Annotated in this window: 22 protein-coding genes; 13 read left to right on the forward strand and 9 right to left on the reverse strand. The window is 57.7% G+C overall.

Features of this window, described 5'->3' with window-relative positions; translation table 11 throughout:
* The first annotated feature begins 38 nt into the window (after positions 1–38).
* Entirely contained in the window at positions 39–713 is a 675-nt protein-coding gene (locus tag AC0V6N_RS12745; RefSeq protein WP_486172488.1) for a LolA family protein, read from the forward strand.
* Positions 714–1,020: 307 nt separating this feature from the next.
* Here the strand turns inward: AC0V6N_RS12745 and AC0V6N_RS12750 are convergent, their stop codons facing one another.
* Entirely contained in the window at positions 1,021–2,466 is a 1,446-nt protein-coding gene (locus AC0V6N_RS12750; RefSeq protein ID WP_486171921.1) for an alkaline phosphatase, read from the reverse strand.
* A gap of 102 nt (positions 2,467–2,568) precedes the next feature.
* Between AC0V6N_RS12750 and xth the strand changes: the two genes are divergently transcribed.
* Genes xth through AC0V6N_RS12765 form a run of 3 tightly spaced genes read left to right on the forward strand, consistent with a single transcriptional unit; the run spans position 2,569 to position 4,948 of the window.
* Positions 2,569–3,357, forward strand: a complete 789-nt coding sequence (gene xth, locus AC0V6N_RS12755) for an exodeoxyribonuclease III (protein ID WP_486171922.1) — start codon at positions 2,569–2,571, stop codon at positions 3,355–3,357.
* A gap of 41 nt (positions 3,358–3,398) precedes the next feature.
* Positions 3,399–4,427 carry a GTP cyclohydrolase II gene (gene ribA / locus AC0V6N_RS12760; protein ID WP_486171923.1) on the forward strand — a complete coding sequence of 343 codons (1,029 nt, stop codon included), beginning with the start codon at positions 3,399–3,401 and terminating at the stop codon, positions 4,425–4,427.
* Positions 4,424–4,948, forward strand: a complete 525-nt coding sequence (locus AC0V6N_RS12765) for a GNAT family N-acetyltransferase (protein ID WP_486171924.1) — start codon at positions 4,424–4,426, stop codon at positions 4,946–4,948. The genes ribA and AC0V6N_RS12765 overlap by 4 nt, the downstream gene beginning before the upstream one ends.
* Here AC0V6N_RS12765 and AC0V6N_RS12770 read toward each other — a convergent pair.
* Complete coding sequence (locus AC0V6N_RS12770; RefSeq protein WP_486171925.1) at positions 4,945–5,961, reverse strand: right-handed parallel beta-helix repeat-containing protein; 1,017 nt, start codon at positions 5,959–5,961, stop codon at positions 4,945–4,947. The two genes, AC0V6N_RS12765 and AC0V6N_RS12770, sit on opposite strands and share 4 nt — an antisense overlap.
* Positions 5,962–6,083: 122 nt before the next feature.
* Here AC0V6N_RS12770 and AC0V6N_RS12775 point away from each other — a divergent pair, with 122 nt between their 5' ends.
* The 6 genes from AC0V6N_RS12775 to AC0V6N_RS12800 are packed head-to-tail and all read left to right on the forward strand — an operon-like array spanning position 6,084 to position 11,165.
* Positions 6,084–6,344 (forward strand): hypothetical protein, encoded by a 261-nt coding sequence (locus tag AC0V6N_RS12775; RefSeq protein WP_486171926.1) that lies wholly within the window; start codon positions 6,084–6,086, stop codon positions 6,342–6,344.
* A complete protein-coding gene (locus AC0V6N_RS12780; RefSeq protein WP_486171927.1) occupies positions 6,341–6,559 on the forward strand; it encodes a hypothetical protein in 219 nt (72 codons plus the stop codon). Before AC0V6N_RS12775 ends, AC0V6N_RS12780 begins: the two co-directional genes overlap by 4 nt.
* Entirely contained in the window at positions 6,556–7,755 is a 1,200-nt protein-coding gene (locus AC0V6N_RS12785) for an acyl-CoA dehydrogenase family protein (RefSeq protein ID WP_486171928.1), read from the forward strand. The genes AC0V6N_RS12780 and AC0V6N_RS12785 overlap by 4 nt, the downstream gene beginning before the upstream one ends.
* Positions 7,756–7,798: 43 nt before the next feature.
* The gene (locus AC0V6N_RS12790) at positions 7,799–9,061 is read left to right on the forward strand and encodes a CoA transferase (RefSeq protein ID WP_486171929.1); all 1,263 of its coding nucleotides are present in this window, start codon (positions 7,799–7,801) and stop codon (positions 9,059–9,061) included.
* Positions 9,061–10,287, forward strand: a complete 1,227-nt coding sequence (locus tag AC0V6N_RS12795; protein WP_486171930.1) for an acetyl-CoA C-acetyltransferase — start codon at positions 9,061–9,063, stop codon at positions 10,285–10,287. Before AC0V6N_RS12790 ends, AC0V6N_RS12795 begins: the two co-directional genes overlap by 1 nt.
* Positions 10,284–11,165 (forward strand): HTD2 family dehydratase, encoded by an 882-nt coding sequence (locus AC0V6N_RS12800; protein WP_486171931.1) that lies wholly within the window; start codon positions 10,284–10,286, stop codon positions 11,163–11,165. The genes AC0V6N_RS12795 and AC0V6N_RS12800 overlap by 4 nt, the downstream gene beginning before the upstream one ends.
* Here the strand turns inward: AC0V6N_RS12800 and ppk2 are convergent.
* Positions 11,123–11,857 (reverse strand): polyphosphate kinase 2, encoded by a 735-nt coding sequence (gene ppk2, locus AC0V6N_RS12805; protein ID WP_486172489.1) that lies wholly within the window; start codon positions 11,855–11,857, stop codon positions 11,123–11,125. The two genes, AC0V6N_RS12800 and ppk2, sit on opposite strands and share 43 nt — an antisense overlap.
* 99 nt (positions 11,858–11,956) lie before the next feature.
* Here ppk2 and phhA point away from each other — a divergent pair, with 99 nt between their 5' ends.
* Complete coding sequence (phhA, locus tag AC0V6N_RS12810) at positions 11,957–12,895, forward strand: phenylalanine 4-monooxygenase (RefSeq protein WP_486171932.1); 939 nt, start codon at positions 11,957–11,959, stop codon at positions 12,893–12,895.
* Between the two features lie 25 nt (positions 12,896–12,920).
* On the opposite strand, the gene AC0V6N_RS12815 is transcribed toward phhA, so the two are convergent.
* The 4 genes from AC0V6N_RS12815 to AC0V6N_RS12830 form a co-directional block, all read right to left on the reverse strand.
* Positions 12,921–13,178, reverse strand: a complete 258-nt coding sequence (locus tag AC0V6N_RS12815; protein WP_486171933.1) for a hypothetical protein — start codon at positions 13,176–13,178, stop codon at positions 12,921–12,923.
* Positions 13,179–13,286: 108 nt separating this feature from the next.
* Positions 13,287–14,132 (reverse strand): undecaprenyl-diphosphate phosphatase, encoded by an 846-nt coding sequence (locus AC0V6N_RS12820; protein WP_486171934.1) that lies wholly within the window; start codon positions 14,130–14,132, stop codon positions 13,287–13,289.
* Between the two features lie 86 nt (positions 14,133–14,218).
* On the reverse strand, positions 14,219–16,420 hold the full coding sequence (locus AC0V6N_RS12825) for a M13 family metallopeptidase (protein ID WP_486171935.1): 2,202 nt from the start codon (positions 16,418–16,420) through the stop codon (positions 14,219–14,221).
* A 120-nt stretch (positions 16,421–16,540) separates the two neighbouring features.
* Positions 16,541–18,364, reverse strand: coding sequence for an ABC transporter transmembrane domain-containing protein (locus tag AC0V6N_RS12830; RefSeq protein WP_486171936.1), 1,824 nt, complete (start codon positions 18,362–18,364; stop codon positions 16,541–16,543).
* A 257-nt stretch (positions 18,365–18,621) separates the two neighbouring features.
* On the opposite strand from AC0V6N_RS12830, the gene AC0V6N_RS12835 reads away from it, so the two are divergent.
* Positions 18,622–19,857, forward strand: a complete 1,236-nt coding sequence (locus AC0V6N_RS12835) for a polyhydroxyalkanoate depolymerase (protein WP_486171937.1) — start codon at positions 18,622–18,624, stop codon at positions 19,855–19,857.
* A 140-nt stretch (positions 19,858–19,997) separates the two neighbouring features.
* Positions 19,998–20,450, forward strand: coding sequence for a hypothetical protein (locus AC0V6N_RS12840; RefSeq protein ID WP_486171938.1), 453 nt, complete (start codon positions 19,998–20,000; stop codon positions 20,448–20,450).
* Between the two features lie 4 nt (positions 20,451–20,454).
* On the opposite strand, the gene AC0V6N_RS12845 is transcribed toward AC0V6N_RS12840, so the two are convergent.
* Together AC0V6N_RS12845 and AC0V6N_RS12850 are read right to left on the reverse strand one after the other, a co-directional pair.
* Positions 20,455–21,054: a DUF4126 domain-containing protein gene (locus AC0V6N_RS12845; protein WP_486171939.1), complete on the reverse strand. Its 600-nt coding sequence runs from the start codon at positions 21,052–21,054 to the stop codon at positions 20,455–20,457.
* An 82-nt stretch (positions 21,055–21,136) separates the two neighbouring features.
* Positions 21,137–21,751, reverse strand: a complete 615-nt coding sequence (locus AC0V6N_RS12850) for a hypothetical protein (RefSeq protein WP_486171940.1) — start codon at positions 21,749–21,751, stop codon at positions 21,137–21,139.
* Positions 21,752–21,850 lie beyond the last annotated feature (99 nt).

Below are 21,850 nucleotides of genomic sequence, written 5' to 3' on the forward strand. Positions count from 1 at the left end.
CATCGACAGTTCAACGCTCACACGCTAGCTGGGCGACTATGGACATAAAGCAATTCTTCCGTCGCAGCGCTCTCGCCGTTACCGGTGCAGGCACGCTCGCGCTTGGCTTTTCGCTTGGTAGCGGGGCAGCGCCCTTTGCGACCCCTGTGGCTGCGCAATCTAGCTCTGCCAGCCTGGAGCGCGCCGTCACCGCCTTGCGCGGCATTTCGACCATGCGCGCCGATTTCACGCAAACAGACCGTGCTGGCAATCAAGCGCGCGGGACAATGACGCTAAAACGCCCTGGCAAGATTCGCTTTGACTATGGCCGCGACGCTGATTTGCTGGTCGTTTCAAACGGGCGCTCGCTTTACATGATCGATTACGAGGTCAACCAGGTTGAGCGTTGGCCGATCCGCAATTCGCCGCTTGGCGCATTGCTCGATCCTGATCGCGATGTTTCGCAATTTGGCACATTGATCCCAACGGGTTCGCCCGATGTGATCAGTGTGGATGTGCGTGATCCAAACAAGCCCGAATTTGGCCGCATCGTTATGAACTTTGCGCGCAACTCAAATGCGCCGGGCGGGATGCAGTTGATGAACTGGGTTGCGGTTGATGCACAGAATCACCGGACCACCGTTCGCCTGACGAATCACCGTTATGGAGTGTCGGTTCCGGACAGCACATTCAGGTTCCGCGACCCGCGCCGATCCTCTCGTCGACCGAGGTAAACGGTTCGACCCTCAGAAGTTGTACGTATGCGACAAAACTAGGTGGATGTTCATATACACGAAAGCTGAAAGCCGCTAATTATTCTCAACAAGGCAAGTGAGAAGAAGGGTTTCCCCCCTGTTGCCCTTCTCAACAAATCGAACTTGTCTTGCACAAGCGTGACGAACGCTAACACCGAAGCCCCAGTGCCACCGCCCCCGGCACTGGGGTTTCTTTGTATTTGCGCACACGCGGCCTAGGGCCCCGATCGCTGGCACCCGGCTTGCGGCTGCTTACACGGCTGAGCACAGCCAATGGCCTCCCACTTCACTCCCAGCCGAACGCACTCCGAATAAAGTCGTAGATCAGATTCTGTTCGATCACGCCGCGCACGCGGTGGCTCCCGGGGCCTTGCGCGTAGAGCGCGACATCCTCGCCTGCATGAGTTTCTGAGCCAAGTGGAATGGCTGATTGTTGCTGCGCGGCAATGCCCGTTTCGGGATGCGGCCGGGGGTCTAGGCCGGCGATAGCGCCGGGACCATTGGCATAGCCCAAGGTTGTGTAGGGCCTTCCATCGTTGGCAGGTGTGGGCTCTTCAGTGTTGGAGATATCGCCGCTTGGCGGGACGACCAGCCCGAGAATGTCGTTTCCGCGCCGCGGGTAGCCCGCAATGGTGAAGACATGGCTGTGATCGGCTGTGACCATGATGAGCGTTTCGGCCGGATCGGTGTTGTCGATCGCGTATTGGATCGCGCGGGCGAACTCGACCGTTTCCTCCAAGGCGACGCCAGCGCGCCCGGCATGGTGCCCGTGGTCAATACGACCCAATTCCACCATCAGGTAAAAGCCATCCGGGTCGTTAGAAAGTCGTGAGATCGCCTGTCCGGTCATCTCGGTCAGCGTCGGCTCAGTGCTTTCCTCAGCGCCTTCAGCCTGACGCTCCGCCATGTAAGTCATGTGGCTCGATGAAAAGAGGCCGAACACCGGGCGGTCGGTCGGAGCCGCTTCGAGTTCTGCGGCAGTGGTGACGAAGGTGCCTCCGGTGCGCGCGACCCATCCTGCAGGCAGATCGGCGCGCTCTTCCATGCGTCTGCCACCATCCGACTTGCCATAAAATGACCGCGAGCCGCCACCCAGGGCCAAGTCCCAATCCGCCGCTATCAATTGCGTTGCGATATCTTGACAAGCGCTGGCATCATCGCCGTCTTCAGTGACAACATGACTTTCCCAATTGCGGTCTGAGGAGCGCGCATAGACGCTGGCCGGGGTTGCATGGGTGATCCGCGCTGTCGAAACAATGCCAAGCGCGAGCCCGCGCCGTTTCACCTCTTCGCCAAGCAAGGGCAATGGGTGGGCAAGCGTATCTGCACACGATCCGCGGCGTCCCTCCGCGCTCACTCCCAAAAATCCAATATTGGTCTTTTCGCCCGAATGCATCGCGGTCGCTGTGCCCGCACTGTCAGGCACCTGCGCGTTGACATTGTATGTCTTGACCAACGCAACATTTTCGAAGTTTTCAAACGAGAGGGTGTTTTCTTCACCGCTCTCACCGCGTTTTTGCGCCTCGTAAATGCGGGCGGCTGTGATCGTCGAGATGCCCATGCCATCGCCGATGAATAGGATAACGTTTTTGGCGCGCGGCTCCTCTGCGGCTGCCAGCGATGAAGCGCTTTGGGTGGCCGCGCCCTGCTCACCGTAATAGTTCACTGTGGACTGACAGGCGCCCAGCGAAAGGGCGGTGCTGGCTAGAATGGTTGCGGAAAGCAGGCGCATTTTGGTTCTCCGAATACGTGTTGCCTCGCTTGCTATCGCTTTGCTGCATGACGCGAAAGTGAAAGGTGGCGTTTTATTGCGCTTATCCCTAAATCCGCTGCCATGATTTCTGTAGCCACCTGGAACATCAATTCGGTTCGCCTGCGCCTGCCGATTGTCGAGAAATATCTGACCGAGCACGCGCCCGACATCCTCTGCTTGCAAGAGATCAAGTGCGAGGAGGACAAGTTTCCCGCACAAGCGCTCGCCGATATGGGGTATGAGCATCAGGCCGTGCATGGGCAAAAAGGGTATCACGGCGTCGCGACGGTAAGCCGCGTGCCCATTCGCGAGGTCACACGCCACGACTGGCAAGCCAATGGCGAAGCGCGCCATGTCGGGGTTGAGGTCATTGGCAAAGATGTATTCGTCGACAATGTCTACGTGCCTGCCGGTGGCGATGTGCCAGACCGCGAAGTGAACACGAAATTCGGCCAAAAGCTCGATTTTCTGGCGCGCATGACCGACTGGGCCGATGCGCTCGACAAGCCGACTTTGATCGTGGGTGATTTCAATATTGCCCCGCTAGAAAGCGATGTTTGGAGCCACAAGCAATTGCTGAAAGTCGTCAGCCACACCCCATTGGAAGTGGAAACGCTCGGACGCTTTCAGGAGGCGCATGGCTGGGTGGATCTGGGACGCGAATTTATCACCGATCCAGAGCGGTATTTCAGCTGGTGGTCCTATCGCTCTCCCGATTGGCGCAAGAATGATCGCGGGCGCAGGCTTGATCATATGTGGGCCTCTCCAGATCTCGCGAGCAAAGCAAGCGGGCACCGTATTCTGGAAGATGCGCGCAGCTGGGAAAAGCCATCGGACCACATCCCGCTAATCACCGAGTTTGATATTTGAGCGACGCGTCGCCTTCTCCTTCAAGACGCGCAGCGCAAGCGGTGGACGCGCTGCGCCATGGCTGGCCGTTGGCATTCGAAGGCGGTCCAACTCTGCTGCCCGTTGAAACCGCGATAGCGACCACGGCCAGCTCTGCTCACATGCTGATTTCTGCCGCACGCGCGGCAACGCTTAAGCTGACCAATCAGCGCGATGCCGCTGTCCCGCACGCCCCGGTTTTGATCCGTGGCGGTGAGCCGTTTGATATGGCTCAGGCAATCCCAATCGCGGACCCCGCACTTGACCTGCGCAACCCGCTCAAGGGACCATTTCGCGCGGAGAAACTGGAGTGGGAAGAAGTCGCATTGGCCGCAATGGAGCTGGCGCGGATTGCAGGGATATTGCCTGCCTTCATGGTGGATCCAAATTACGCTGGCGAAGCGCACCAGCTGCTCGCAAGTGACCTTGCCGCCTACCAGGACACAGGCGCATTGCGGATTGTTACACGCGCAAAACTCCCTGTGAGCGCAAGCGAAGAGGCCGAGATTATCGCCTTCCGCTCCACCGCTGACACACGCGAACATGTGGCGCTGATCATTGGCGATCAATGCGGCGATACGCAGCCTCTGGTCCGGGTGCATTCTGAATGTTTGACGGGCGACATTTTGGGCAGCCTAAAATGCGATTGCGGCCCACAATTGGATGCAGCCTTGCACGCGATGGCAGAGCACTCTGCCAAAACCGGCGGTTGGGGCGCGCTGCTCTATATGCGGCAGGAAGGGCGCGGGATCGGGCTCATCAACAAACTGCGCGCCTATCGTTTGCAGGATGAAGGCTTTGATACGGTCGATGCCAACCAGCGCCTTGGCCTACCTGATGAGGCGCGCGATTTTCCAGTTGCGGCGCGCATGCTGGAGCTGATCGGAGCGCGGCAAATCCGATTGCTCACGAACAATCCCAAAAAGGTCGACGTGCTCCAAGCCGAAGGCATCACCGTGACCAAACGGGTTCAGCACCAGCTGCCCGACAATCCGTACAACGCACGCTATCTTGCGACCAAGCGCGACCGATCGGGACATTTGCTCAAATGAAGGGCCCAGAAATCCCCGTGACGATCCGGCCCGAGGCACCGGCCGACAAAGAGACAATTTTTGCGCTGACTAAGACGGCTTTTGAGCCGATGCCCTTCAGCGATGGCGACGAGCAGCACGTGATTGACCGCGTGCGCGCCGACGGTGATCTGACATTGTCGCTGGTGGCCGAGGATGAAACCCGCATTGTCGGTCATATTGCCTTTTCACCCGTCACAATCTCAGACGGAGCGCAAGGTTGGTTTGGTCTGGGCCCAGTATCGGTTTGGCCCGAACTGCAACAACGCGGCATTGGCGGCGCACTGATCAAACGCGGAATCGCGGATATGCGCGCTCAAGGGGCAAAGGGCATCGTGCTGCTAGGCAGCAATGTCTACTACCCGCGCTTTGGCTTTGAGCATGTGCCCCAGCTGACCTATGCTGGCGGCCCGCCGGAGTTTTTCCAAGCCCTGCTGCTGGATGGCGAAATGCCCAGCGGTGAAGTCGCCTTTGCGCGCGGGTTCACACCCACTGAGGCTTAACGCCGCTCGTAATCCGTAAGACCGCGCGCCAGATTGTTGCCGGTCAGATCAACGCGCGAGCCTGTCCAGTCGGCCAGAAACACGCTTGATCGTTGCAAGCCAGGTACAAAGCGAGCTTCATTGCCGCGCACGCTTAGCCCATCGGATGAATGCAGCACTGTCTCTGCGCCCAGAGCGATAAAGGCAGAGTAATTTTGTTTGTTGCGCCCTTGCACAAACCAATTGCCTGCGATGCTTCCGCGACTGCCTGCGGGCAGGTCGATCATGTAATTGGTTTCGCTGCCTTGCGCGTCGTCAAAGCTGTTGTTCTCGATTACGACATTGGCCGCGCGCGCCTTTACATAATGCCCGCCGCGACCGCGCTCAAACCGGCTATCACGTACGGTTAGCTCGCCGTAATTGCCGATATAGAGCGAATGCGCGCAGCCGGCCGAATTCTCGCATGTTCCAAGCCCCGTGAATGTTGAGCGCATGATATAGATGCGACCGTTTGGATCATTCGCAGTAAGGATGCCCTGCTGGCTGTTGGCAAAGCGCGAATATGCGATGTTGAGCGCTCCCTTTTCGAGCCGGATGCCAGCGCCATTGCCATCACGCACATTCATATTGGTGAAGGTGATCCCGCGCACTTCTGCCCCCAGCCCGCGCAGCACCAGAGCCGCTTTGCCTTCACAGGTTGTGCGATCGAATGTCACCGTGCCGTATTCGCGCGCAACATAGACAACTACGCCTGCGGTTTGGACGGCGCATTGGGCGTAGGTGCCCGGTGCGATTTCAATCGTGCCGCGCTGATCGCCAATCGCGTTCACAGCGGCTTGCAAAGTGCCATAGCCGCGTCCGCTTTCCTTAATCGTGAAAGGCGCTGCGCTTTGCGCTTTGGCCGACGTGACCGGCAGAATAAACGCTGCCAGCGCGAGGATAAGCGCCATGCATACCCAATCAAGCGAATTGGCAATGCGCAAAACCTTTGCGCGGCGAGCATGTGAAGGAAGCTGAACCATATCGAGGGGCATACCGCAAGTCGGTTTGCTTCGCCTCGTGGATTGCGTGCAGTGTGCCGTTTCGATCCATCAATTCGCGCTTGGCTTAACGGGCCTCCGACCGCTACACCTTCACTTGCAAAGAGGAGAGACGAATGAGGAATTTCGCCGCAACAGCTTTGGCCAGCGCTGCGCTGCTAACGCTTGGTGCATGCTCGGACAGCGATGATCGCTCGTTGGAAGCGGAGCCGGTATCGGTTGAAATGCCCGCGCAAGAAGCGCTTGAGCCGATTATGGATGAGCCTGTCGCTGATCCAGAGGCGAGCGGCCCTGCACCAGAAGTCGATGAAGAAACGGCAGAGGCGGCTGAGAGTGTGGCACAGGAAGCCGCTGCCGCCTCTGAGGCGTCGGAATGATTGAACGCGCGGCTTTTCCCGCCATCGCGCTATTCACGCTCGCACTAGCGGGGTGTGACAGCGGATCGGGCCGTGCGCCCGGCGCTGTTAGCGAAGGCGAAGCACAGGCGCTCGAAGAAGCAGCCGAAATGCTTGAAGAACGCCGCCTGCCAGAGGGAACTTTACCTCCAACAGGGCAAGAAGAAGTGGCCGCACAAGAGGAGCCGCAAGAATGAACGCGCAAACCGCCATTGTTGGCAATCCGGGGATGGATGCAGAAACCTTCGAACAATTTGCAGAGCAGCTAGAGCGCTATGTCCGCGAGCGACTGATCCCTGCCGAAGCCGACCTGATCGAAAACGATGCTGTCCCGCCAGAAATCATCGCAGAAATGCGCGAAATGGGCCTTTTCGGCATCTCCGTGCCGGAAGAATATGGCGGCGCTGGTCTCAACATGACGCAATATGCGCGCGTCGTGAATATGATGAGCTATGCCGCGCCCGCCTATCGTTCCATTTTCTCAATCAATATCGGTATGTTCTCAAGCGCGCTCAAAAACGGCGCAACCGAAGAACAACGCGCGCATTATTACCCGCAATTGGTCGAAGGAAAGATTGCGTGTTTTGGCCTGACAGAACCGGGTTCGGGCAGTGACAGCGCCGCGATGCAAACCACCGCGACACCCGATCCGGATGGCAATGGCTGGGTACTCAATGGCACCAAACGCTACATCACCAACGCGCCCCATGCTGATTTTGCCCTGATCATGGCGCGCACCGAAAAAGAAGCTTTGCCCAAGAACGCACATGTCAGCGCATTCCTTGTACCGATGGATACACCGGGAGTTTCGACCGGATCGCCGGACAAGAAGATGGGGCAATCAGGCAGCCACATCTCAGACATTATGCTCGACGATGTGAAAGTGCCGGGCGATGCGCTGCTGGGTGGAGAGACCGGCCGGGGTTTCCGCTTTGCAATGCAGAGCCTCGACAATGGCCGTATTTCCGTGGGCGCAGCCGCAACCGCCTATGCCCGCCGCGCGCTCGATAGCGCGATCCGTTACGCCAATGAGCGCAAGGCCTTTGGCGAACCCATTGCGCGCTTCCAACTGATCCAAGCCATGCTGGCTGACAGCGAAACCGAGATTTATGCCGCTGAATGCATGATGCGCGATGTCACAGCGCGCGCCGACCGGGGCGAAAACATCCTCGTCAAAGCCGCCGCGTTCAAGGTTTTCGCCAGCGAGATGTGTGGCCGCGTGGTTGACCGTGTTGTGCAGATCTATGGCGGCGCGGGTTACTTGGCGGAATATGACGCCGAGCGCTTTTACCGCGATGCACGCATCTACCGCATTTACGAAGGCACGACACAAATTCTCCAGCTCCAGATCGCCAAGCACATGCTGCGCGAATGGGAAGCGCTTAATGGTTGAGGCACGCTAACGCTCAGGCCCTAGCCACCCGACAGGACAAGAAATGTATCAATTACTCAATGACCTCTCGATCATCGAGGTCTCCAGCTTCGTCGCATCACCCACGGCGGGCCTCTACTGTGCGCAAATGGGCGCAGAAGTCATTCGCGTCGATCACAAAGCGGGCGGGCTTGATTATGATCGCTACATGCTGACCAAAGAGGGCCGATCGCTCAGCTGGGAGAACCTCAACCGCGCAAAGAAGTCGGTCGCACTCGATCTGCGCTCTGGCGAGGGGCGTGAGCTTTGCGTCGAGCTAGCAGCAAGAACAGGGCAGTGCATTACCAACCTGCCCGAGAAAAGTTTCATGAGCCATGCGGCAATGCAGGCTCAAAGAAAGCAGACCATGGGGCGCGATGATATGATCAGCGTGCGGATCATGGGGTGGCACGATGGACGTCAGGCGATGGATTTCACAGTCAATGCCGCCGCCGGATACCCTTTGATGACAGGCCCAGAGGAATGGGATCCAGAATCTGCTCCTCCTGTAAGCCAGCCTCTGCCTGCTTGGGATTTCATCACCGGTGCCTACACCGCCTTTGCGTTGATGACCGCGATCCATAACCGCTCGGCCACTGGCAATGGAGCGGAATTGCGCGTGCCTTTGGGTGATGTTGCGATTGGCACCATGGCAAACTCTGGCACGATGGCTGAGATGCTCTATCGCGGCGGCGATCGAGAGCGGATGGGCAACGCGATATGGGGAGCCTTTGGTCGCGACTTTCAAACTAAGGACGGCACCCGCTTTATGGTCGCCGCGCTCACTCAAAAACAGTGGACGGGTCTGGTCAGCGCGTTCGACGTTGCTGAGGGTATCGCTGCATTGGAGCAAGAGCTGGGCGTCGATTTCAGCGCGGGCGATAGGCCCCGTTTCGAAAACAGGCACCGACTATGCGATCTGTTCCAAGCTGCTGCAGAAACCTACGATTATGCAACGCTCTCAGGCCGAATGGCAGCCGAAGGATGCACGTTCGAGAAGTATCGCTCGCACTATCAGGCCTCGCAAGATCCTGTGTTGGTGGAAGACAATCCGCTGTTTGGTCCTTCGCCAGCTAATCCATCCGGATTTGAATATCCTGCGACGCGCAGCTTTGCGAACATCCCAGCGCAGGTCGCTGGTGACCCCGCGCCTGCACCGTTTCTTGGGCAACATTCAGAAGAGGTCCTGTCGGAAAGGCTCGGCCTGTCATCAGGTGCCATCGCCAAGCTTATCGACGCAGGCACTGTCGCTCTCTCCGACGAAAACGCAAATTACGGGAACCGCTAATGACCAGAAGAGCAGCCATTGTTTCGCCCTTGCGCACACCCGTCGGCAAATTTCTTGGCGGTCTATCCAGCCTGAATGCGGGCGAATTGGGTGCGATTATCTTGAAAGCTCTGGTCGAGCGAAGCGGCGTTGATCCCGAGCGTGTCGATGATGTCGTATTCTCCCAAGGCTATGGCAATGCAGAAGCGCCTGCGATCGGACACTGGTCATGGCTCGCGGCAGGACTGCCGCTTGAAGTGCCCGGATACCAGCTTGATCGCCGTTGTGGTTCTGGTCTGCAAGCGGTCGCTAATGCGGCGATGATGGTCGAAACCGGCATGGCGGATGTGGTGGTTGCGGGCGGGTGCGAAAGCATGTCGAACGTAGAACACTACACACTCCAAGGGCGCGGGGGCGCGCGGATGGGCGATATTACTTTGCACGATCGCCTGTCGCGCGGACGCCTAATGAGCCAGCCGATTGAGCGCTTTGGCATTATCACTGGCATGATCGAGACAGCCGAAAACCTCGCCAAGGACTACGAGATCACGCGCGAAGAAGCGGATGCCTATGCAGTGCGCTCCCACCAGAACGCAGCCGCTGCATGGGAGCAAGGCAAGTTTAACGATCACTTGGTTCCCATCGAAGTGCCACAAAAGCGCGGCGATCCAGTCGCATTCGAACGCGACGAGGGCTACCGCGCGGATGCTTCGATGGAGAGCCTCGGGAAATTACGCGCAATTGATGGAAAGCGCGATCCGGACGCCATCGTCACCGCCGGTAATGCCAGCCAGCAAAACGATGCAGCAGCGGCCTGTCTGGTAGTGGCCGAGGACAAGCTGGAGGAGCTGGGCCTGACGCCGTCGCTCTGGTTCGGTGGATGGGCAGCGGCGGGTTGTGATCCATCGCGCATGGGCATCGGACCGGTGCCAGCGGTGGAGAGACTGTTTGAGCGGCGCGGTTACTCTTGGGGCGACATCGACCTTGTCGAACTCAACGAAGCCTTCGCTCCGCAAGTGCTGGCGGTGCTCAAAGGTTGGGGGTGGAGCGCAGATGACAGCCGCCGCGATATCCTAAACGTCAACGGTTCGGGCATCTCGCTTGGCCATCCGATTGGCGCGACCGGCGGGCGTATCCTAGCTGATATGGCCGCCGAAATGCACCGACGCGAGGCTCGCTTCGCCTTGGAGACAATGTGCATCGGTGGTGGTCAGGGCATCGCCGCCGTGTTTGAACGTGCTGCATGACCTATGAGGCTTGGATAGGGCGCGAAGAGCGGCGCACAGACAGGCTCGATGAGGGGCTGGCCTCGCGTTGGTTGGCGACGTTTGATCTGCCTGAGGGCAATCCGCTTCCTCAAGGTATCCATTTCGCCCTTTGCACTCCTGAAGCAGCAACGATTGCTTTGGGCGACGATGGCCACCCGGTCCGCGATGAAAGCGACAAAAGCTTCCTCCCCCCATTTCCGATGCCGCGCCGGATGTGGGCCTCAAGCGCTATTGAGTTCCGCGTGCCCATCACCTCAGGCGCGGTGATTGAGCGAACTAGCCGCATCGCCTCGATCAGCGAGAAAGAGGGCGGCAGCGGCAAGCTTGCCTTCGTCAATGTCGAGCATGAAACGCATGCCAATGGCACGCTGTCCGTGCTGGAAACACAGACCTTGGTCTATCGCGAAGCCGCCAGTAGCGATGCGCCGCTTTCGCCGCCACCGCTTGGCGCAGGGGCGCTGGAGTTCTCCGAATGGGACGCGCATCACTCGCTCGTGCCCGATCCGCGCCTCTTGTTTCGGTACTCTGCGCTGACTTTCAACACCCACCGCATTCACTATGACGCGCCCTATGCAAATGAGGTGGAGCGGTATCGAGGGCTGGTTGTGCACGGTCCGCTCACCGCAAGCCTGCTGCTTCAACTCGCCGCGCGCGAATTGGGCGACAACGCGCTGAGGCATTTCAGCTTTCGCGGGGTTTCGCCTGCAATCGCTGGTGAGCCCTTGCATCTTGTGATGCGCAAAGGTGAAGACGGCTATGAACTGGGTGCCTTTGCCGATGATGGCCGGCAAATAACAAAGGCGTCAGCGCAAGTTCAGTCGACCGGAAAGTCTTTGAGCGGCTTCAGGACCGAATAGCTCTCAGCTTTCAGATCGCCATCAAATTCCGGAAACTCAATCTCCTGGGGCTCCACATGCGTATCCGGCAGGCGATCCAGCAGGTCACGGATCAGCGTCAGCCGCCCGCGTTTTTGATCATTGAAATCGACCAAGGTCCACGGCGCATTGTTTGTATGCGTCGCCTCCAGCATCGCTTCGCGCGCCCTGGTGTAATCATCAAATTTGTCGCGCGCGGCCAGATCGACCGGCGATAATTTCCAGCGCTTGAGGGGATCATCGAGACGCTCGCGCAGCCGCTCTTCCTGATTGGCCTGATCTGTGGTGAGCCAGTATTTGAACAGCAGGATACCGTCATCAGTCAGCTGCTTTTCAAACACCGGGGCCGCTTCCAAGAACGCCTCGGCCTGCTCCTCGCTGCAATAGCCCATTACCCGCTCAACGCCCGCGCGATTATACCAGCTGCGGTCGAACAGCACGATCTCGCCAGCATGCGGCAAGTGCGAGACGTAACGCTGGAAATACCATTGCGTTTGCTCATCCTCGCTCGGCTTGGAAAGGGCCACAGTGCGGCATTGGCGCGGGTTCAGCTTATCGCGCACCGCTCGGATCGCGCCGCCCTTGCCCGCCGTATCGCGCCCCTCGAAAATCACCACAATCCGCGCGCCAGTGGTACGCGCCCAGCGCGCCATGCCGACCAGCTCCTCAGTCATGGGTTCCAAGAGTTTGCGGTATTCCTTACTCTTCAGCGCCACGGCGTTCCTCGCGATTTTCCTTGTCTACTCGGCACACTAGTATCAAATGATACGCCCATGGCTACACTCGCTGATCCAGACACCGACTTTACCGCTCTGCCGGAGCTGCCCGATGATGTTTTCACCGCGCCCTTGCGGCGCCCGGCGCATCTGGGTGAGGACTGGTTGGAGCCGGAGCAGACGCACTATTCAGCAGACGAGCACACGATCTGGAATGAGCTATTTGCCCGGCAGATGGATGTGCTTCCCGGACGCGCCGCCAGCGCTTTTATGGCGGGGCTTGAAAAGCTGGACCTGTCGCGCGGTGGGATCCCGGAATTCGGCCAGCTTTCAGAGGAGTTAGACAAGCTCACGGGGTGGAGCGTGGTGCCTGTCCCTATGCTGATCCCCGATCACGTTTTCTTCTGGCATCTTGCCAATCGCCGCTTTCCTGCGGGCAATTTTATCCGCACGCGGGAGACCTTTGACTATATTCAGGAGCCCGACGTCTTCCACGACGTGTTCGGCCATGTGCCGATGCTCACTGATCCGGTCTATGCCGATTACATGCAGGAATATGGCCGCGCTGGGTGGAAGGCGATGCGGTACAACCGGCTAAAGGCCTTGGGCGCGCTCTATTGGTATACGGTCGAGTTCGGCCTGATCGAAGAAGCAGAAGGCATTCGCGCTTATGGCGCTGGCATCCTGTCAGGTCCGACCGAGGCAAAATTTGCGGTCGAAGCGGAAAGTCCCAATCGAATCATGCTCAATGTCGATCGCGTGATGCGCACCGATTACGTTATCAGCGATCTGCAACCGACTTACTTTGTGATTGAGAGTTTTGACGACCTCTATCGCCAAACAGTAGAGCGGGATTTTGACCGCCTTTACCGCAATTTGGCACCAAGCTTCACCTACGCGAACTCAGCGATCATAGATGTCGATTATGTGGTGACGCGCGGGACGCAGGAATATCATCTGCGCGGTGGCGGTGGCTCGGGAGCCAAGCCGGTTTGATCGGGCACCAAGGGACCCGACAAAATCAGGCAGGAAAACGTTTCAAAAACACCAGGTAATGCGCGGTAAGCAAGATGACCGCTGCGGCCAGGCCAGTGCCAAGCGCCAGCCATGAAAGGCTTCCCATGAAGGTTCCAGAATTCATATAAAGGCCCGCGAACAGGCTGGCGAACAAGCCGATCGCCATCTGGCGTAGGATTAGGCCCGCGCTTTCAGTGCGCGCGATTATCGAGGCGAACCACCCCGCGCTCACACCTATAACAAAGAGCAATAATAGCGCCATTTGGCCTTGATATCCCACCGCATATCTCTGCGGTTAATTGCGTGAAATTCAACTGTGAAACGGGCGGCGCACGCAATTGGTTCCACAGCTTATCGCGAATAATTCTCGTTAAAAGAAATAGAACAGCGCGCAGCCCATCGCGATACGATAGATCACAAAGACCATCATGGAAGCCCGTTTCAAGAAGTTCATCAGGAACGCCATAGTGAGGAAGGCAGCGACAAAGGTCATCGCGCCCGTAATCAACGCCTCAACCAAAAGCGCACCGTCAGCCTCTAGTAAATCGGGCACGATCAACACGCCCGCCCCTGCAACGGCGGGGATCGAGAGCAAGAATGAGAAACGCGCGGCTTCAAATCGGCCATAACCAAGGAAGCGCGCTGCGGTCATGGTGACACCAGAACGGCTGGTTCCCGGAACAAGCGCCAGCGCCTGCGCCAGACCAACAATCAGACCATCACGCCATGTCATCTGCTCAAAGGTTTTCTCTTCCTTGCCGAAATGGTCCGCAAGGCCGAGCAGAACTCCATAGACGATCAGATTGGTCGCTATGAGATCAGTGAACCGGATCGAGGCGAGCAAGTCGCCCTCGATGATGTCGATCCCGAAAAGGCCGGAGACGAATCCATTGAGAGCCCCGCTTTTGATCGCAAGGCCAAAGATGACCGCGGGAATCGTGCCGAGCACAATCCACCAAAACAGGCGACGTTCAGCGGGGGCCTCCCCAATGCCAACGCTGGCAAAACCGCCGCGCGCAAGGCTCATTACATCTTTGAAGAAATAGACAATGATCGCGAGCAGCGAGCCAACATGCACCGCTATGTCAATCATCGGCCCCTGATCTTCAAAGCCGGTAAAAACCGACACAAGGATCAAATGGCCTGATGAGGAAATCGGCAGGAATTCGGTAATCCCCTGCACAATCGCGATGATGAGCATTTGTACAAAAGTCATAGCCCGCGCTCCTTGGCAGGGGCGCGGGCTAAGGGAAAGTAGTTTGTTTGAGCGGGGTTAAATCACCCCGGTCTTGCCTCTTGGCATCACCAGATTTTCACGCGCTGTTCTGGCGGCAGATACAGCTCATGCTCTTCGGTCACACCGAACGCTTCGTACCATGCATCGGTGTGACGCACGGCATTGTTGAGGCGGAATTCACCGGGAGGGTGGTTCGCCGTCATCACGCGGTTGCGTAAGGATTCCTCACGCTCCATCCCGCGCCAAATTTGCGCATAACCAAGGAAGAAGCGTTGATCGCCGGTCAGGCCATCAATCACAGGAGCTTCTTCGCCGTTCAGGCTCATCCGGTATGCGCGATAGGCCATTTGCAAGCCGACGACGTCCCCAAGAGTCTCACCCATTGACTGGCCAGGGCGCAGACACTCAGGGCCATTGGAACCTTCAACCGGGCAATAAGCTGCGATGAATTCACCCATTTGCTCGGTGAAGCGAACGAAGCCCTCGCGGTCTTCGTCCTGCCACCAATTGCGCAGGGTTCCGGTTGAATCGAATTGCGAGCCTTGGTCATCATAACCATGGCCAATCTCGTGACCGATTACAGCGCCAATACCGCCATAGTTTACCGCCTCATCCGCACTGCCATTAAAGAAGGGAGGCTGCAGGATTGCGGCAGGGAAGACGATGCGATTGGTGAGCGGTGAATAATAAGCGTTCACCGTTTGCGGGAACATGCCCCACTCGGTTGGATCAACCTCCGTGCCGAGCCGTGAGAGCATATCTTCATTAGCCCAGCGCGCGCCTGACATGCGGTTTGCCAGCGGATCGTCAGCTGTCACCTCAAGCCCGTCATAGGTCTTGAACTCATCCGGATAGCCGATCATCGGCACGAAGCCTTCAAGCTTGGTGCGCGCTTCAGTGATAGTTTCCTGCGTCATCCACTCATTTTCATCGAGGGCCGCATTCATCGCTTTGCCAAGATTGGCGACCAGCTCATCCATGCGAGCCTTGCTGTCCGGCGGGAAATACTTCTCGACATAGAGCGCGCCGAGCTGTTCACCCAAACCCGATTCCACTTCAGAGATAGCGCGTTTCCAGCGATCTTGCTGCTCTTCGCGACCGCTGATCGTCTTGCCGTAAAATTCGAAATTGGCCGCATCCAGCTCGCTTGAGAGAACGACCGCATTCGATGACAGGAAGCTTTTGGCCATATAGGCTTGAAGCGTGGCGAGCGGAGTTTCGGTCAGCAGCTCCATCATCGCTGGCAGGCCGCCGCCGATCATCCCAACCTGCTCTTCGGTCAGCCCTGCTTCTTCGATCTCTTCATCGGTTGGCGGGATTTGCGACGCGAGGAAGCGCGGCTGTCCGGTCAGCTGCGAGGATTCGAGCAATGTCGCGATTGGGAAGTCGCCCGCAATCGCATTCAGATCATCGGGGCTCAATTCGTTGTAAGTGAGCGTTGGGCGACGGAAGATTTGCCGCGCCCATTCAAGCTCAGCTACCTTTGCTTCAAACGCATATACCGCATCAGCGGCTGCTGCAGGGTCACCATAGCCCGCAGCACCAAAGACGGTTGCGAGATATTCCTTGTACTTCGAGCGGATTTCCAGATTGTTCTCGGAATCGACGAGGTAGTAGTCGCGATCAGGCAAACCCATGCCATCAAAACCGATGCCGACCACATATTGAGTTGGATTGCGGGCATCGATGGTCACGCCTGCGCTGACGAGCGAGGGATATCCGGGCTTACCCATCAGTTCGACGAGCGCGTCCAGATCCTGTGCGCCAAAAATCTCAGCCAGGTATGGCTGCGCTGGTGCAAGGCCGGATGCATCAATCGCTTCAGCATCGAGGAACGCATTGTAGGCATCAACGATGCGCCGCGCCTGTGTGCCGGGCTCTGGGTTCGAAGCCACGAGCGTCTCTACGAGACTTCGCACATCCTGAATTGCCCCTTCGCGCAACATATCAAATGCGCCAAAACGCTGGCGGTCAGCAGGAATTTCGTTCGCCGCGATCCATTTGCCATTCGCATAAGCGTTAAAATCATTGCCCGGGTGGAGAGTTTCATCCAGCAGGTCGAGACCAACACCCCATTCGCCGAAATCCATCGATGGCGTGGTCGCCTCTTCCAGCTCAGCTTCCAGGTCGTCATGCGCCTCTAGCAGTTCAATCGGATCGCCCGGCAGGCCTTGGTGCCCCTCATGGACGTTGTCATGGGCAAGCGCCGATGCGCTGAGCGCGAAAGCCGCGGTGCCCGTCAGCAAAAGCTTAGTTGTGCGGATCATAGTGTCAGTCCCCGTTTGTGATCTTAGGTATTCCTAATGCAATGTTGGTTTAACGCAGCACTCGCCACAAGGTTGCCGCTGGTCGCCAGCGAAAAGCTGTTGGTCGAAGATTAGGGGGAATTACGCAGCCTTTTCGGCGGCGAATTGCAGGCTTGCAAGCCTTGCATACAGCCCGCCCGCAGCGCTCAATTCGGCGTGATTACCCTGTTCGACCACTTCGCCGTCTTCGAGCACAATGATGCGGTTCGCCGCACGCACGGTGGCAAGACGGTGCGCAATCACCAGTGTGGTGCGATCCTTCATCAGCTCTTCAAGAGCCTGTTGGACGAGTTGTTCGCTTTCCGCATCCAAAGCGCTGGTCGCCTCATCCAGCAAAAGGATGGGCGCATCGCGCAGCAGCGCGCGAGCAATCGCCACACGCTGTTGCTGACCACCGGAAAGCTGCGTGCCACCTTCGCCAAGATAGGTGTCGAGACCCTTTGGCAGCGCCTTCAGGAAGCTCTCGGCATTGGCCGCGCGCGCCGCTTCCCAAATATCCTCATCGCTCGCATCCCATTTGCCATAGCGCAGATTATCGCGCGCATTGGCGCTGAACAGCACGCCGTCTTGGGGTACGAGAGCGAGCCGGTCACGAATGTCGGCTGGGTCCGCTTTGGTAAGCGGCACGCCGTCGAGGCGGATCGTGCCCACTTGCGGATCATAAAAGCGTTCAACCAGCTGAAAAATCGTCGATTTGCCCGCGCCAGACGGCCCAACAATCGCGATGGTTTCCCCTGGCTCAATCTCAAGGCTGAAATCCTTGAGCGCCGGCGTCTCTGGCCGAGCCGGATAGCGGAAGGTCACATTGCGGAAAGACAGCGATCCGCGCGGCGGCGTTGGCAGGCTTTCAGGCCGCGCAGGCGGTGCGATCGCAGGCTTGGCTTCGAGCAATTCGGCCAACCGGCTCGCCGCACCAGCTCCGCGCAAGAGGTCACCATACACTTCGGTAAGCGCACCAAATGCGCCTGCGACAATCATCGCGCCAACCAAGAAAGAGATCAAAGTGCCCGGTGTGATTGATCCCACAGCCACCGCTTCGGCACCGCGCCACAGCATGAAAACAATGGAGCCAAAGATCGCAAATATGACGATTGATGTCATCAACGAGCGCAAAATGATGCGTTTTCGGGCCGTATCAAAGGTACGCTCGACCGCATCGCCAAACCTATCGGACTCGCGCGGCTGCTGACCAAAGCTTTGCACCACTTTCATCGCGGAGAGCACTTCAGTGACCATTGCGCCGACATCGGCGACCCGGTCTTGGCTATCGCGCGAAATGCTCCTGATGCGGCGACCAAACATCACGATTGGCAGAATTGTCAGCGGGATGCCCAATGCCAACCAAACGGTGAAGCCGGGGAGCAGATAAAACAGATAGATCGTGCCCCCAATGCCGAGGAAGACATTGCGCAAGGCGACTGAGACTGTGGTGCCCACAACCGTTTCGATGATCGCGGTGTCGGACGTCATCCGGCTCGAAATTTCCTTAGGCGAATTGTCCTCATAAAATGAGGGCGAGAGATAGAGCAGATTGCGATGCACCTTGCGCCGGACATCCGCCACAACGCGCTCACCAATCCAGCTCACGAAATAGAATCTGGCCGCTGTGCCAAGGGCGATGACCACGACGATCAGTCCAAGATAGCGGAACCAGCGAGCGATCTCATCACCACTATCTGCAGCTCCAAATCCCCTGTCGACAATCAATTGAATCGCCGCTGGGATTGCGAGTGTACCCGCCGCGGTGATGGTCAATGCGATCAACGCAAAAATGACCTGTGTTGGATACTTCGCTGCCTCGCGATAGACCATTTTGAGCGGTGCGAGTGAGCGCGGTTTCTTGGGTGCGTCCGGCACCACTTCTGCCGCCGCGTCTTCGTTCAATTCGGTGATTTGCCCTGACATATGCGTGCTTAACTAGGCGCGCGGATCACAAATTTCACCTGCAAAAGCGCATATTAATGCGCCTTTCGCTCACAACAGAAGCAAGCCCCGGCAATATTGTGCATTGCACAATGAGGTTGAAAGGCCCATTTAGACCATTGAATGAACGGTATCGGGATCGCTGTTCGTCATTTTCATCACTGCGCAACACGGATGATTGGGGGATCATGCGCAGGCAAAGCTCGCCGCAAGGTTGGCGGACAAGGAACGGGGCACGCATGCTTTACAAAGCTTATGAGATTCAGCGCAGCTGGATGAATTCAGTCAGCACGGTGGCCTCGATCACCTCTGAAATGCTGGCCAGCAGCGCCAATCCATGGAGCAAATACGGCTTTGGTCAGATGACCGCGAACGCGCTCGACGTATTCGCGCACGCCACCGCGCATTATTCAAAGCCCGCTTTTGGCATCACCGAGGTTGAGGTCGAGGGCGAGATTTACCCTGTGATCGAGGCAACGGTGATCAACAGGCCCTTTGGCGATCTCAAACGCTTCCGCCTTGATGGTGTCACCGATAACCGCCCCAAAATGCTGATCGTTGCGCCGATGAGCGGTCACTATGCCACTCTGCTGCGTGGTACGGTCGAGCGCATGCTGCAAAGCCATGAGGTCTACATCACCGATTGGGCGGACGCTAAGATGGTGCCACTGCATGAAGGGCATTTCGATCTCGACGATTACATCGACTATGTGATCGAATTCCTCGAATATATCGAAGGCGTCACCCCCGGCCAGCGCCCGCATATGCTCGCTGTGTGCCAGCCATCGGTGCCCGCATTCGCCGCAACCGCTTTGCTCAACCAGCGCAAATCGAAAGCAGCCCCTGCAACACTCACCATGATGGGGGGGCCGATTGATACGCGCGAAAGTCCTACATCCGTCAACGATCACGCGATGAACCGCCCAATCGAGTGGTTCCGCCAAAGCGTGATTGCCACCGTCCCGATGAATTATCGCGGCGCGGGCCGGCGCGTCTATCCCGGCTTTATGCAGCTTTCCGCGTTTATGAGCATGAACCTGCAAAGCCACATGATGAGCCATTATGAGATGTTCAAACACCTCACTGCTGGCGATGAGGCAAGCGCGCAGGCGACCAAGGATTTCTACGACGAATACCGCGCCGTATGCGACATGACGGCCGAGTTTTACCTGCAAACAGTCGAGGAAGTGTTCCAGAAACACTCGATCCCCAACGGGACGTTTGAACATAAGGGCGAAGTGGTCGACCTGACCCAAATCACCGATACCGCGCTCCTCGCCATCGAAGGGGAACGCGACGATATTTCGGGGATCGGCCAGACCAAGGCCGCGCTAAAGCTCGCCAGCGGATTGAAAGCGGACAAGAAACGCTATTACATGGCCGAAGGCGCAGGTCATTACGGCATCTTCAACGGCAGCAAATGGCGCAATAAGGTCGCGCCCGTGGTCGAGGAATTTGTGGCCCTACATTCCTAGACGCATTCTTAAAGCTGTCTGGCTTAAGCCTTTTGAAACCACGTTCTACAATCCCGGTTTCACCGTGACCTTAAACAGCATGGAAGCAGGGGTAAGCTAATGTAACCGCTCAAGTTCTGTTCAAACAGAGGGGCGAGCATATGCTGAAATTCTCTAAAGCAGCCATTTTGGCGATCACTCTTTCTTCGGGCACTGCTGTGCTCGCAGAAGAATCAGGCTGGTCCATCTCCGAGGCAGATGGCCAAGTGTCCGTGATCCGGGGTGAGCGCTCGTTATATGGAGCCGAGGGCACTCAGCTTCAGGTTGGCGATGTTGTGCAGACCAGCAAGGCGGCCAATGCCGTTCTGGTGCGCGGTCGCGATTTCCACATTGTTGACGCCAATTCGCGCGTGCGGATCATCGAAACGCAGGAACAAGGGACGCTGGACCGGGTGGTGCAGTTTCTAGGTGACATGCTGCTTCCAGGCGAACCACAGCGCACACTCAACCGCCCATTGCAGGCGGCTGTGGTAAAGGGATATGGCGACAATTCTGGCCCAAGCGGCCTGACCTCAGGCGAGGCCCAGACCGATCCTGATGAGGCAGGCAGGTAAGCGGTTAAGGGGTCGTTCCACGGCTCCTGAAAAACAGCCGTTTCACAATCCGCTGCGCCATCCACAACAGGCCAATGACGAGCAAGAACAGCACCGCTGCAACACCTGCGGCAACGGTCGGGTATTCATAGGCCACATAAAGCAGCCCGACGGTCGCCACATCCTCCACGCTGGAGGTCACGACGTTGCTGACAGGCTCTGGCGAAGTGTTGACCACGGCGCGCGCTGATGCCTTGCCGCCATGAGCCAGAAAACTCGCCCCGCCGCCCAGCAGAAACGCGATCACTTGGGTTGTCGGGTCAGACGGGTCGACAATCGCGAGCGCCAGCAACGCCCCGCCAACCGGGCGGATCAACGTGTGCACCGTGTCCCACGCGCTATCGAGCCACATCACTTTGTCAGCAAAGAACTCCGCGAGCGCGCCAACGGCAGCGATGCCCATGACCCAAGGGTTTTCCAGCACGCCAAGGCTGGCAAGGTGCTCTGGCACCGGCAGCGCGTCCAATCGCATCGCAAGGCCTGTTGCAAAGATGCACAGATACAGCCGCCATCCCGCCAAAAGGCTAACGCTGCCTGCGATCCCGATGATTTCCATAATCCCCATAGGTGCTAATCTGGCAGGCCGATTGCTCCGCGACAAGCTTGGGTTGAATCTCGCAGAACTCTATTGGGTACGATCTGTTTGTTTAGGCTAGGCCCTTGCGACCAAATCCATTGGCCATTGGGCTCACCGCAGCTTCAGGCACATTAACCGGAGGATCCTGCTGCAAGAGCGAGTTGGCTTCGCGCGCGAAGTCTTCCATTTCACGCACCGACCCCACGATCAGCGCACCATTGCGCGGCCCACCCTCGCCTTCCATGTACAAAGCGGTGGAGCCGCCGGGACTGTGGTCATGGCTGCCTTGCGAACCAGCGTAAAATTGCTGGATTCCACCATAGTCGACGACATGTTTCACGTTGCGTTTACCCTCATCGTCGACTTCTACGAGCGACATAACCTGCTGGACATTGTCAAATTCCAGCCGATCAACACTGTTTCGCGGTATGAGCGCGCTGCGCCCGATGGCGATGCCGATGAGTAGCAGCCCACCGCATAAAATGATTCGAATGATGGTTACGCTGTTGCCATCTTGCTCGACTGGCATTTGCCAGAAGAAGAAGCATGCAGCGATGAAGGCAAAGGCTGCCAGCGCACCGAATATTCGGCCCATTGGGCTTGGTTCGAACATCTCTTCGATGCGAACTAACTCAGGGGTTCTCGACACTCTAACGGTGCCCAGTTCGACAAACGCAACCATCACTTCCTCCGCTTGGCGCGGATAGAACTTACAAGGGAACGGCTGCAATAAGGTTAAGCGATGCCAAAGGGCTGCCGGGAAACCTCAAAGACTTCCCGGCAA

The sequence above is a fragment of the Erythrobacter sp. S57(2025) genome, assembly GCF_057365055.1.

Bases quoted from the DNA above. Each gene is read 5' to 3' on its own strand.
- AC0V6N_RS12745 (WP_486172488.1), top strand. From the start codon at position 39: ATGGACATAAAGCAATTCTTCCGTCGCAGCGCTCTCGCCGTTACCGGT.
- AC0V6N_RS12750 (WP_486171921.1), bottom strand. From the start codon at position 2,466: ATGCGCCTGCTTTCCGCAACCATTCTAGCCAGCACCGCCCTTTCGCTG.
- xth (WP_486171922.1), top strand. From the start codon at position 2,569: ATGATTTCTGTAGCCACCTGGAACATCAATTCGGTTCGCCTGCGCCTG.
- AC0V6N_RS12765 (WP_486171924.1), top strand. From the start codon at position 4,424: ATGAAGGGCCCAGAAATCCCCGTGACGATCCGGCCCGAGGCACCGGCC.
- AC0V6N_RS12770 (WP_486171925.1), bottom strand. From the start codon at position 5,961: ATGCCCCTCGATATGGTTCAGCTTCCTTCACATGCTCGCCGCGCAAAG.
- AC0V6N_RS12775 (WP_486171926.1), top strand. From the start codon at position 6,084: ATGAGGAATTTCGCCGCAACAGCTTTGGCCAGCGCTGCGCTGCTAACG.
- AC0V6N_RS12780 (WP_486171927.1), top strand. From the start codon at position 6,341: ATGATTGAACGCGCGGCTTTTCCCGCCATCGCGCTATTCACGCTCGCA.
- AC0V6N_RS12785 (WP_486171928.1), top strand. From the start codon at position 6,556: ATGAACGCGCAAACCGCCATTGTTGGCAATCCGGGGATGGATGCAGAA.
- AC0V6N_RS12790 (WP_486171929.1), top strand. From the start codon at position 7,799: ATGTATCAATTACTCAATGACCTCTCGATCATCGAGGTCTCCAGCTTC.
- AC0V6N_RS12795 (WP_486171930.1), top strand. From the start codon at position 9,061: ATGACCAGAAGAGCAGCCATTGTTTCGCCCTTGCGCACACCCGTCGGC.
- AC0V6N_RS12800 (WP_486171931.1), top strand. From the start codon at position 10,284: ATGACCTATGAGGCTTGGATAGGGCGCGAAGAGCGGCGCACAGACAGG.
- ppk2 (WP_486172489.1), bottom strand. From the start codon at position 11,857: ATGACTGAGGAGCTGGTCGGCATGGCGCGCTGGGCGCGTACCACTGGC.
- phhA (WP_486171932.1), top strand. From the start codon at position 11,957: ATGGCTACACTCGCTGATCCAGACACCGACTTTACCGCTCTGCCGGAG.
- AC0V6N_RS12815 (WP_486171933.1), bottom strand. From the start codon at position 13,178: ATGGCGCTATTATTGCTCTTTGTTATAGGTGTGAGCGCGGGGTGGTTC.
- AC0V6N_RS12820 (WP_486171934.1), bottom strand. From the start codon at position 14,132: ATGACTTTTGTACAAATGCTCATCATCGCGATTGTGCAGGGGATTACC.
- AC0V6N_RS12825 (WP_486171935.1), bottom strand. From the start codon at position 16,420: ATGATCCGCACAACTAAGCTTTTGCTGACGGGCACCGCGGCTTTCGCG.
- AC0V6N_RS12830 (WP_486171936.1), bottom strand. From the start codon at position 18,364: ATGTCAGGGCAAATCACCGAATTGAACGAAGACGCGGCGGCAGAAGTG.
- AC0V6N_RS12835 (WP_486171937.1), top strand. From the start codon at position 18,622: ATGCTTTACAAAGCTTATGAGATTCAGCGCAGCTGGATGAATTCAGTC.
- AC0V6N_RS12840 (WP_486171938.1), top strand. From the start codon at position 19,998: ATGCTGAAATTCTCTAAAGCAGCCATTTTGGCGATCACTCTTTCTTCG.
- AC0V6N_RS12845 (WP_486171939.1), bottom strand. From the start codon at position 21,054: ATGGGGATTATGGAAATCATCGGGATCGCAGGCAGCGTTAGCCTTTTG.